The 11,643-nt window shown below is 63.6% G+C and carries 8 protein-coding genes; 5 read left to right on the forward strand and 3 right to left on the reverse strand.

Annotation, left to right across the window (positions count from 1 at the left end; genetic code table 11):
• Nucleotides 1–227: 227 nt before the first annotated feature.
• Entirely contained in the window at nucleotides 228–3,125 is a 2,898-nt protein-coding gene (locus tag ACLMAL_RS03940; protein WP_411997801.1) for a UPF0182 family protein, read from the forward strand.
• A gap of 102 nt (nucleotides 3,126–3,227) precedes the next feature.
• Here ACLMAL_RS03940 and ACLMAL_RS03945 read toward each other — a convergent pair whose 3' ends face one another.
• Nucleotides 3,228–4,460, reverse strand: a complete 1,233-nt coding sequence (locus tag ACLMAL_RS03945) for an MFS transporter (RefSeq protein WP_411997802.1) — start codon at nucleotides 4,458–4,460, stop codon at nucleotides 3,228–3,230.
• 174 nt (nucleotides 4,461–4,634) lie between these two features.
• Nucleotides 4,635–5,501: an EamA family transporter gene (locus ACLMAL_RS03950; RefSeq protein WP_411997803.1), complete on the reverse strand. Its 867-nt coding sequence runs from the start codon at nucleotides 5,499–5,501 to the stop codon at nucleotides 4,635–4,637.
• A 194-nt stretch (nucleotides 5,502–5,695) separates the two neighbouring features.
• Between ACLMAL_RS03950 and ACLMAL_RS03955 the strand changes: the two genes are divergently transcribed.
• The 3 genes from ACLMAL_RS03955 to ACLMAL_RS03965 all read left to right on the forward strand — a co-directional run bounded on the left by ACLMAL_RS03955 (nucleotide 5,696) and on the right by ACLMAL_RS03965 (nucleotide 9,818).
• Entirely contained in the window at nucleotides 5,696–6,217 is a 522-nt protein-coding gene (locus tag ACLMAL_RS03955) for a MarR family transcriptional regulator (RefSeq protein WP_328400522.1), read from the forward strand.
• Nucleotides 6,218–6,293: 76 nt separating this feature from the next.
• On the forward strand, nucleotides 6,294–9,023 hold the full coding sequence (locus tag ACLMAL_RS03960) for a LuxR C-terminal-related transcriptional regulator (RefSeq protein ID WP_411997804.1): 2,730 nt from the start codon (nucleotides 6,294–6,296) through the stop codon (nucleotides 9,021–9,023).
• Nucleotides 9,024–9,110: 87 nt separating this feature from the next.
• The gene (locus tag ACLMAL_RS03965; RefSeq protein WP_411997805.1) at nucleotides 9,111–9,818 is read left to right on the forward strand and encodes an alpha/beta fold hydrolase; all 708 of its coding nucleotides are present in this window, start codon (nucleotides 9,111–9,113) and stop codon (nucleotides 9,816–9,818) included.
• A 335-nt stretch (nucleotides 9,819–10,153) separates the two neighbouring features.
• Here ACLMAL_RS03965 and ACLMAL_RS03970 read toward each other — a convergent pair whose 3' ends face one another.
• A complete protein-coding gene (locus ACLMAL_RS03970) occupies nucleotides 10,154–10,819 on the reverse strand; it encodes a hypothetical protein (RefSeq protein WP_411997806.1) in 666 nt (221 codons plus the stop codon).
• A gap of 530 nt (nucleotides 10,820–11,349) precedes the next feature.
• Here ACLMAL_RS03970 and ACLMAL_RS03975 point away from each other — a divergent pair.
• The gene (locus ACLMAL_RS03975) at nucleotides 11,350–11,571 is read left to right on the forward strand and encodes a hypothetical protein (RefSeq protein ID WP_328400532.1); all 222 of its coding nucleotides are present in this window, start codon (nucleotides 11,350–11,352) and stop codon (nucleotides 11,569–11,571) included.
• Nucleotides 11,572–11,643 lie beyond the last annotated feature (72 nt).

Below are 11,643 nucleotides of genomic sequence, written 5' to 3' on the forward strand. Positions count from 1 at the left end.
GGTTGGAGTCCGATCGAACGGTCGGGCATCGGCTGATGAGTGAGGCGGTGATGCGTGCCCGGTTCGAGTTCGATCTTCAGTCGGCTCGGTGGTGCCGAACGGTACGACCTCCCACCTGATCGCGAAGTCGGCCGGCAGCGGGATCACCCGCCGCCGGTAGAATCAGGCCAGACGGTCATGCGTCGGCTGACACCGTTCGGCTCGGCGCAGCCACGGGAGTGTGGGAGATGAGCGCACGCGACGGCCCCAGCCTGCGGCGGTTACATCGCGGCACGCGGGTAGGGTTGATCACCCTCGTGGTGTTCGTCGTGTTGTTGCTGGTCATTCCTCGACTGACCAGCGTCTACGTCAACTGGCTTTGGTTCGGTGAAGTCGGATTCCGCGGTGTCTGGCTCACTGTGCTGCTCACGCGCCTGTCACTGCTCGTCGCGGTCACACTGTTCGTCGGCGGCATCCTTTTCGCGGCGATGTGGCTCGCGTTCAGGTTCCGGCCCCTGTTCGCCCGCTCCGCGGAAGAAGACGTCCTTCGGCCGTATCGCGCCGTGGTGCTCCGGTGGCCGGTGCGGATCGGGCTGGGCATCGCTACCTTGGTGGGTCTCGTTTGCGGGCTTATCGGACAGTCGAGTTGGGGGACAGTTCAACTGTTCATCCACGGCGGGGCCTTCGGTGTGTCGGATCCCGAGTTCGGACATGATGTCGGGTTCTTCGTTTTCGATCTGCCTTTCTATCGACTCGTTGTGAATTGGCTATTCGTGGCAACCGTTCTCGCGTTCGTGGTCAGCCTCGCGACGCATTACCTGTTCGGGGGTTTGCGGCTGTCCGGAAAGACGAGTGGCCTGATTCGCGCCGCCCGCGTCCAGCTGGCGGTGTTCGCCGGCATGTTCATCGTCTCGAAGGCAGCCGCCTACTGGCTCGACCGATACTCGCTGCTGTCGAGCAGCAGAAAGGAACCGACCTTCGCCGGTGCCGGCTACACCGATATCAACGCAGTCCTGCCCGCCCGGCTGATTCTCTTCGCGATCGCCGTCATCTGCGCCGCGGCGGTTTTCGCCGCCGTCGTGGTTCGGGACCTCCGAATCCCGGCGATGGCGGCCGCGCTACTGCTGCTTTCGTCGATCCTGGTGGGCGGCGTCTGGCCGCTTGTTGTCGAGCAGTTTTCGGTTCGCCCGAACGCCGCCGACATGGAACGCGTGTACATTGAACGCAATATCGCAGCGACCCGACAGGCGTACGGGATCGACGGCGACCGGGTCGAGTACCGCGCCTATCCCGGCGTCGGTACCAAGCCGCCGCCCGAGGTTGCGGCGGACGTGACCACGATCGCCAACGCCCGCCTGCTCGATCCGAATGTGCTCTCGCGAACCTTCACTCAGCAGCAACAGCTGAAGAACTTCTACAGTTTCCCGACGAATCTGGACCTGGATCGTTATCGCATCGGCAAGGAACTACGTGATTACGTGGTGGCGGTCCGCGAGCTGACCCCGAATGCTTTGAGCGGCAATCAGACCCACTGGGTCAATCGGCACACCGTCTACACCCATGGAGACGGCTTCGTTGCCGCACCGGCCAACCGTGTCAACGCCGCAGTCCGCAACGCCGACCACGACACCGCCAGCAGCAACAGCGGATACCCCATCTACGCGGTCAGTGACATCGCGTCCCTGGCGTCCGGGCATCAAGTGATCCCGGTGGATCAGCCGCGCATCTACTACGGCGAGGTGATCGCGCAGGCGAGCCCTGACTATGCCATCGTCGGTGGCGGCACCGAACCCCGCGAATACGACACCGACTCCACCAAATACTCCTACACCGGCGCGGGAGGCGTCTCGATCGGGAACTGGCTCAACCGGCTGGCCTTCGCCACCAGCTACACCGAACGCAACATCATCTTCTCCAAAGCGATCGGTCCCGGATCGAAGATCATCTTCAACCGGGATCCGCGCCATCGCGTCGAGCTCGTCGCGCCGTGGTTGACGACCGACAACGACCCCTACCCAGCGGTCGTGAAGGGCCGGATCGTCTGGATCGTCGACGCGTACACCACAATCGACGGCTACCCCTACGCCAAACGCAGCTCGCTCGAAGCCCTCGAGCCGGGCGACAACATCGGCATCCGCCATCCCCGAGAGATCTCCTACCTACGAAACTCGATCAAGGCCACCGTCGACGCCTACGACGGCACGGTCACCCTCTACCAAGTCGACCAGCACGACCCGGTTCTGGCGGCATGGATGAGCGTCTTCCCCGGCACGGTCGAACCCGAGGAGTCGATCAGCGAGGAGTTGCGAGCCCACTTCCGGTACCCGGAGGACCTGTTCACGATCCAACGCGAGATGCTCGCCAAATACCACGTCGATGAACCACGAGAGTTCTTCACCAACAACGCTTTCTGGTCGGTACCCAGTGACCCGACCGTTGACACCAACCCGCACCAGCACCCGTTCTACGTCCTGCTCGGCGACCCGGACAACGCCCGGCCGTCGTTCCGTCTGGCCAGCGCGATGGTCGGTTTCAACAGGGAATTCCTCTCCGCCTACGTCTCCGCCCATTCCGACCCCGAGAACTACGGCAAGATCAGCGTCTTGCAGCTACCTACCGACACACTTACCCAGGGGCCGCAGCAGATCCAGAACTCGATGATCTCCGACACCAGAGTGGCGTCCGAGCGAACTCTGCTCGAGCGTTCGAACCGGATCCAGTATGGCAACCTGCTCACCTTCCCGATCGCCGACGGTGGGGTGCTCTACGTTGAACCACTCTTCACCGAGCGGATTTCGACAACACCGAACGGATCGACGTTCCCGCAACTGGCACGGGTCCTCGTCAGCTACCGCGACCCGGGCACCGGTGGCGTCCGCGTCGGCTACGCCCCGACGCTGGCCGAGGCGCTCGACCAGGTGTTCGGCGCCGACACCGGCAGACTTGCCACCGCACCCGGCGACGGCCCCGCGCCCGCACCGCCACCGGGCCGGCAGCCCGCATCACCGCCGCCCCCACCAGCGGAATCCCCGCAGGCTGTGGATCAAGCGAAGATCGCCGAACTCAACGCACAGATCGACGCCATTCGCGCCGCCCTCGAGCGTCTCCAACAGGAGTTGAACGATCTCGAACGTCCCGGTCGATAAGGTAATGACCTTCCCGCGCTGCGCGGCGTGTTCCCCCGACACCGCCGAGCAGCGCGGCTGGGTGTTCTACAAGGAGATTGTCAAGCGTCCGTTACTCCTTCATCAGGATTGAAGGACCGGCTGATCACTGGCGGACGACGCGTCGTCGGGGACGGTGCGTGTGGGCTTCCGGCGACTGCTGAGTGTGACGAGCAGCGAAGCTGCTGTCAGCGCCACACCGAACCAGAAGACACTTCGGACACCTGAATGATCGGCGAACAGCCCACCGAAAAGTGCTCCGAGCGCGATCGACGTGTTGTATCCCAAGGTATTGAGTGACATCGCGGCTTCGAAGGTGTCGGGCGCGGCAGCGAGCGTCATATTGATCTGACACAGGTTCATGGCGCCGAAGGAAACTCCCCAGAGAGCCACCGAGATAATCAGACCGGCCTGCCCGTGACCGATCGTGAGCAGCAACAGCAAGGACGCCACGAGTCCCGTGCAGGCGACGATGAAGCTGGCCCTCAGTTTCTTGGTCGAGGTATATCCGGCGATAAAGTTTCCGGCCGCCCCTCCGGTGCCATAAATTATCAGCAATCCTGTGATATAGGAGGGCGTGGCTGATGAATTATTCTCCAAGAAGGGTCGTATGAAAGTGTACGCCCCGAAATGGCCGAGTACATATAGTACGACGGTAAACATCACCAGGCGTAGTCGTACGTTCTCGAGTGGAAGCTTGAAGACTTCCCGGACCGAAACCGCATTATCCGATGGTAGTGATGGAATTATGGCAGCGACCGCGAGGAACACCAGCGCGCTGAGGCCGCTCCAGATAAGGAACGTGGTTCGCCAGCTGGTGAGGCTTTCAAGGAATGTTCCTAGCGGAATGCCTACTACCGCGGCGATCGAGATGCCGGACAGTGCGACCGCGGCCGCTCTGCTCGCGTGGCGTCCTGAAACAAGGCGCATCGCCATGCCTACGCCTATGGCCCAGAACACCCCGTTGGCAAATCCCATGATCAGCCGCGCTGTCAAGACCAGCGGATAGTTCGGTGAGAGGGCGGTGATCAGGTTTCCAAGGGCCAATATCGCCAGTAGCGCGGACAGCAGCACTCGTCGGTTGACGCGCCTGGTCCATGCCACGATAAACGGTACGCCCAGTCCGGCTGAGATGCCGTACAAAGTAACCATCAGCCCCGCAACGCCCACCGATATGTTCAGGCTTGTGCTTACCGGAGTAAGTAGGCCGACGGGCATCAGCTCAGTGGTGACGAAGACGAATAAGCTGGCTGTGATGGCGGAAACTCCCAGCCATGATCTCAGGGCCGAGTGTGGGTGTTCATCTTGTGTGGCCAATTTCTACTCTCTGATGTTTCAGATTATGACTATACGGAGAAACGGATCAACTGAGGTTTTTGTAGTTCCGGTTATCTGCATCGAGCAATCATTAACTACCCTTTTTGCTGTTCGCGATGGCTTCGGTCCGGGCATTGCTGGGTTGCCGCTTCGGGGGGCCGTTGAGAGGAGCCCTCATGGGTTGACCGGTCGGGGTTGCGCGAGCAGCGCGGCACCGATAATCACCAGAGTTCCGGCCAGCTGCAAAATCGACAACGTCTGATGCAGAAACAGATATCCGAGGAAGGTTGCGACGATCGGGCTGCCCAAGGTAAGGAACGAGACGGCCAGTGCCGGCAACCTCTCTATCCCACGGAACCAAATCGCATAACTGAGGACAGCGCCCAGGGAGATGAGATAGCCGAATCCGATGGTGTTGGTTCCACTGATGGTGGTCGGCAGCCCTTCGGCGAACAGCGTGAAGGGCAATAGCACGAGTCCGCCTGCGGTGAGTTGCCAGCCAGTGAAGGGCAGTAGCCCCACTCCGTCCGGGCGCCCCCACAGTTTGGTCAGCGTGATGCCGGTAGCCATACTGGCCGCGCCGGCCAGCGCTGCCGCCACGCCGAGAAAATCCAGCGCCGCTGTCCCTTTGAGCACGAGCAACGCGACACCGCCCGCGCCGAGCGCGCATGCCGCCACGTGCGTGTATCGAATTTTGTCCCCGATGAGCATTGCCGCCAAGGCCAGTACAAGCATCGGCTGCGCCGACATGATCATTGCTGCTATTCCACCCGGTAGGCGATAGGCGGCGACGAACAACAGGAAGAGAAACGCGCCGATGTTGAGCGTTCCGAGCACCAGGGCGCGCCACCGCCAGATCCCGATCGGCAGCGTGCGGGTGAAGGTCAGCAGAATCAGGCCCGCGGGAAGCGCCCGCACGGTGGCGGCCAGCAATGGGCGGTCTGGCGGCAACCACTCGGTCGTTACCAGGTAGGTGCTTCCCCAGATCGCAGGTGCCAGCGCCGTCACGCCCACGGTAAGGAGTTGCTGGCCGCTCTTCATGCCAGAGCGGTCGGTGCAGGCCGGTTCGGCGGCAGTAGGTCGCCATTCGATGAATAGGTCGTTCCCCATGCGGCAGGCGCGAGCGCGGTGATCCTCGAGTTGAACAGCCTGGCCGATGTGCCGGAAGAAGGTCTCGATAGAGAGTTAGTTTCCATGGAAGATAAATTACCTTCCATGGAAGGTATAGTCAACGAATGGCTACGGACCGCAACTCGCCCGAACCCGACGCTGTCGATCGCATCGTCGGTCAGTGGCGCCGCGAACGGCCCGACCTCGACCCGAGCCCGATGCATGTGATCGGCCGAATCTCCCGCCTGCACTTGGCGCTGGACGAGCAGCTCTGTCGAGTCTTCAGCGACCACGACCTGGGTCGGGGCGAGTTCGATGTGCTTGCCACCCTGCGGCGCTCCGGTCGCCCGTTCGAGCTGAGCGCCGGTGAGCTGTGCGAGTCGATGATGGTGACTTCCGGGGCGGTCACCAAGCGCGTCGACCGACTCGAGCGCGCCGGACTGGTCAGTAGGCGCGCGGCCGACGACGACGCTCGCGGTCGACTGATCCAGCTGACCGACCGGGGCCGTGAGGTCATCGACGAGGTGGTCGAGCAACACGTCCACAACGAGGCGCGGTTGATCTCCGGCCTCACCGCTGATGAGCGGCTGGCCCTCACCGACCTGCTGCGCAAGTTGAGTCAGACACTGGCTGAGTCGATTGTGTAGCGAAAGTAGTTGTCCTACTGTTCACTTGGTGGCGCCAACTCGGTGAACAGTACTGTCGAACGGGGGTTGGGTCGCCGTGTTGTTTGGTCGTGAGGTCGAGCGTGATCTGATCACGGAGTTCGTCCTCGGACAGGCCGGCGGCGAGCCGGTGTTGGTCGTCCGCGGTGAGCCGGGCGTGGGAAAGACCGCCGTGCTGGATATGGCTGCCGATGTCGCGGCGTCCCACGGCATTCGGGTGTTGCGGGCGGCGGCGCTCGAGTACGAAGCCGATCTGAAGTTCGGTGCGCTGAATCAGCTTTTGCACCCGTTGTTGAACGGAATCGGCGAGCTCAGTGCTGCACATCGGCAAGCGTTGAATGTGATCATGGGGTTGGAGCCGGGGGCGATGCCATCGCAGCTGATCGTGGGCGCGGCGACGCTGGCACTGCTGCGAGCGGCAGCGGGACAGGGCGCTGCGCTGTTGATGATCGTCGACGATGTGCAATGGCTGGATCTGTCCAGCACGATGGCGTTGAGTTACGCAGCCCGGCGCTGGACAGGGATCGGCATCCGGATGGTCGTCGCAGTGCGCACGGATTCCGATGATGGCTTCACCCGCAGTGGTTTCCGTGTCCATGACCTGCCGGCGCTGGACGACGGTAACTCCGACGCGCTGCTGCGCGCCGCGTATCCGGCGCTGACCGCGAATGTGCGTCGACGCCTACGTGCCGACGCGCAGGGTAATCCGCTGGCGCTGCTCGAGTTGCCGGTTGCGTTCGAGAAGGGGAGTCCCCCGGCCAATTTGCCTGCAGTCTTGCCGCTGACCGACCGGTTGCAAAGATTATTCGCCGATCGCCTCGCGGGGTTGCCGGACGGAACGCGGCGGATGTTGTTGTTCGTCGTTCTCGCCGGTGCCGAAAACAGCATGACTTTCGAGGACTGTGCACCCACACCGGCGGGGCTGGCCGATCTACCGCCTGCCGAGCGCGCGGGGGTTGTCCGCGCGAACCCTCGCACAGGCAGGGTGGAGTTCCGTCATCCGCTGATTCGGTCGGCGGTCATCGGGCAGTCGACGAGCGAGGAACGCCGTCATGTCCATCGCATCCTCGCCGAGGCTTTCGCCAGGCAACCACAACGGCGGGCCTGGCATCTCGGGCAGGCGGCAGTCGGTCCCGACGAGGAGATCGCCGCGTCGCTGGAAGCGTTGTCGCAGCAGATGATTCGTCATGGCGACAGCAGGCGCGCGACGGCTGCGATGCTGCGGGCCGCTGAGCTGAGCACCTCGGACTCCGAACGCGCCCGGCGCACAGCGCGCGCGGCCTATCTGGGGACACTGATCACCGGCGACCTCGCCGATACATCCCGCCTGCTGGTGGAAGCGAACCGCACCGAGGTCGGCGAAACACCGTCATTGGAAGCGGCCGTCGCCGCGGCCTCCCAACTCCTCAACGACGAAGGTGACGCCACCACCGCAGGCAGGTTGTTACTCGCGACTATTCGAGTTCACGATCGTGATATCGGTTCCGGCGAGGACACCATGATCGAGGCCTTGCACACGTTGCTGTATGTCGGCTTCTTCAGTGGACGACCGGAACTCTGGAACGACATCAGCGGGGTTCTCGAGCGCGCCGAGCCGCAGCCGACGGACACGCTGTCGTTGCTGCACAACATCTTCGTCAACCCGGTCGAAGCCACCCAGGAAGCTCTGCGACAGCTCAGTGACGCACTCGACAGACTGCGCTTCTCCTCCGATCCACTGCGGATCATCCGCGTCGCGACGGCGGCCGCCTATGTCGATCGCATCGGTGTTGCCCGCGAATCCTTGTGGCGAGTGATCGCCGACGGTCGCCGTGGCGGTGCGATCGCCAAGGCTATCGAAGCCTTGTTTTTGATTGCGCAGGTCGATTTCTTCGAAGGCGACTGGGATGAACTGATCGAGGTCGCCGATGAGGGGCTGCAATTGTGTGCCGAGCTCGGCTACACATTGCTCGCGGGACCCGGCCAATTCCTGCGCGCCCTCGTCGATGCGGCCCGTGGCCACACCGACACCGCCGACCTTGCCGCCGAGGAACTGCTGCTGTGGGCCGCGCCACGGCACCTCGTGACTTACGCCGCCTACTCATCGCACATCCGATGTCTTTCCGCGCTCGGACGCTCAGGTTTCGACGAGGCGTACCGGCATGCGGCGTCGGTCAACGCACCGGGTGGTTTTCCGCGCTACACGCCACACGCGGTGTGGCTGGTGCTCGACCTCACCGAGGCAGCGGCCCGCAGCGGCAGGCTTGTCGAGGCGCGAGCCCACGCCGAGGCCGCTGTCACGGCCGGTTTGCCCGGGCTTTCCGTCAGGCTCCGGATGCTGACCAACGCCGCGCTCGCCGTCACCGATCCACACGACTGGCGCAGGCTGTTCGAGGACACCCTGGCCACTCCCGATAGCGATCGATGGGTATTCGACCGCGCCCGAATAGAACTGCTCTACGGGGAACGGCTGCGTCGAGAGCGTGAACCAGCGGCAGCCCGAGCCCATCTGACGGCTGCGGCCCAGGCCTTCGAACGACTGCAAGCGGTTCCATGGTTGGAACGGGCCCGGTCGGAACTGCGAGCGGCAGGCGAGCCCGCGATACCAGAGATCCGTGGCTCTGTGCTGACGCCACAAGAACAGGCGGTCGCCGAACTGGCGGCGTCGGGACTGACCAACAAGGAGATCGCCGAGCGACTGTTCCTCTCGGCGAGGACGGTTTCCACCCACCTCCACCGCGTGTTCCCGAAGCTCGGAATCACCACCCGCAGCGCACTGCGCGACGCGATGCGCAGACATCCCGGCTGACCTACGTCAATTGACGGATTCAGCAGCCCTGCCACGAACCTAGATTCGGTTGTGCCGAACAGCAATTCAGTGCAGAGGAGACCCCGAATGAGTGCGAATAACAAGACCGTCGTCCTGGTTCACGGAGGTTTCGTAGACGGGTCCGGATGGCGAGCGGTCTATGACGAGCTCACTCGAGACGGCATCAGCGTGCGCGTTGTGCAGAACCCGACCAAGTCGCTCGCCGACGACGCCGCAACCACACGACAGATCCTCGACGACATCGATGGCGAGGTCGTCCTCGTCGGACATTCCTACGGCGGAGCGGTCATCACCGAAGCAGGTACCCACGACAAGGTCGCCGCCCTCGTCTACATCACCGCTTTCGCCCCGGATAAGGGCGAGTCGGTGAACACACTCATCGCCGGCTTCCCCCAAGACGGACCTCAGCCCCCGATCCTTGCACCTCAGCAGGGATACCTATTCCTCGATAGGACGAAGTTCCACGAATCATTTGCCGGGGACCTCTCCTCGCAGGAAGCGGCGTTCCTGGCCGATTCCCAAGTTCCGTGGGGCTTGGACGCGCTCGGCGGGACCGTGAGTGAGGCCGCCTGGCGGCTGAAGCCCAGCTGGTACCTGCGAGCCACCGAGGACAAGATGATCCCGCCCGCGGCGCAAGCCTCGATGGCCGAACGGATCGGTGCGACCGTCATCGAGACCCCGGGAAGCCATGCCGTCTATGTCTCCCGCCCCGACGTGGTCGCGAACATCATCCGAACCGCAGCGGGCGCGGCCCAGCCTCGAACAGAGGCATGATCCCCGATTGGCGGCCACCGGCCGGGTCCCCTGTCTACTCGCGGCCGGCCGGGCGGGCCGTCCACGGCGAGGGTGGTGCCTGTGACATAGCGGCCGCCGGGACCCCGCCAGGTAGGCCACCGCGGCGCGATGTCCTCGGCGGGATACCGACCCCGTGAGCGTCGCTGGTATCCATAATCAGTCATCGATGACAGCGTCTTCCAGACTGAGGTCGTAGTCGTCGAGTTCGGGGTCGTACCCGGTTCTGATGCCAGTCTCGGGTGCCGACGGAAGCGCGCCCGCTCGGCATCCCGCCGGTGGTACGGCGCACGGCTTGAACTAGTGCCCGTACCTACTCAAACCAGGGCGGCACGGCCTTGTGCGTACGCGATGAGGTTCTCTGCGTACGCCGCCGCGTCCCGCTCCGCGAGGCATGCCCGGAATTGGATGCATGCGTCGTCGAGTTGCAGTCCTGGTCCGCGGTCGGCGAGCAGGACGATGATCGCCTCCCAGGTCTCGATCCGCGGGTTCGGGTCGGCCAACAGTTCGTCGAGGTACCGGTCCGGTTCCAGCAGCCGCAGCGCCCGGCGCGCGTAGGCGTGCACGCGCCGGGGCAGCTCGGCGCGGATAGCGTCGATGTCTGCCTGCAGCGCTTGTCGGCCCGGTTGTGTCGGGTCGACCTGTAGAGACCACAACTCGGTGAGGTCATCCGGTAGGCCGTGGTCGCCGATCAGGCCGGGGCCGGTGGCCTGCTCGAGCGGCGTGAACGGGAGACCCAGCTGCGCATTGCGCCAGTTACAGAATTCCCACCAGGCGGTCGGGGTAGCGCTCAAGCTCAGTCCGAATCTGAGCACCTGCTGCCCTCCGGTCCAGGTGCGCAGTGTCCGGGTGCGGCCGACCGACGCCACGCCACCCGGCACGACTCGCACCCAGATAGCCTCCGAGCCGTGAAAGCCATACGGCTGCAGCAGCTTCCCTGCCTCGCGCATCAGTCGGCGCAGCGCCGAGTCCGGTCCGACCATGCCAGCAGACTAGCGGCACGCACCGACACAAACGGATCAGCAAGCATCCCACCATGTTTCGCCCATCGGATGCGACATAGGCTATTTCGGGCCCGAATGATCTCCTTCTGCTGCATCGAGTGCCTGGCCCCCAGGCGGTGAGGTTGGGAGCGGGCTGGGCGACAAGACCGATTGCCACGGGATTGCCCGCGTCCACGGTGGCGACGCCCGGGTTGGGCCCGGGCTGACATCGAGGCGACTGTCGGCGGCTTCAGCTCGATGTCGCCCATTACGAAGACGGCAACCGGAGTGAGCCACTGTAAGCGCAGACTGGCATCGTGAGACCGCGATTTACCGCGAATCTCGTCGGATACCAGGCAGTGACACCCCGAATTATCGAATTCGTAACCCATCTGTGTCTTGATCAACTAGCGAATCGCGACTTACGGTTTGAACCCAACGGCAAATTTCTAGCGACCAATGGAGCGCGAGGCATCCACGGGACGGCTCGGGCTCGGTAAGCAAGCTCGCCCAACCAGCGGGAGCAGGTCATGACATGTTCGAAGCTCATTGTCGCTACCGCTGGCTTCATTCTGGCCGGGGCTGGGGCACTCGATATTCTCGGCGACCAATCGGTTCCCGTCGAAACCGTCCGTATAGCCACCGTCTCGAATAATGCGTCGAGCCCACCCGTGCTCGGAAATGCGCGGATCGATGTGCCACGCACGGTGAGCTGTCCGATCGAACCCGCCGCTGTCGACGACTTGAAGTAGCGCAACCTCCACCGGGATGCTGCTGTGACATAGGCTGATTCACATGGCCGGGATTCGGCTCTATGGGCGCGG

The sequence above is a fragment of the Nocardia sp. CWNU-33 genome, from assembly GCF_046764895.1.
Lineage (GTDB): Bacteria > Actinomycetota > Actinomycetes > Mycobacteriales > Mycobacteriaceae > Nocardia.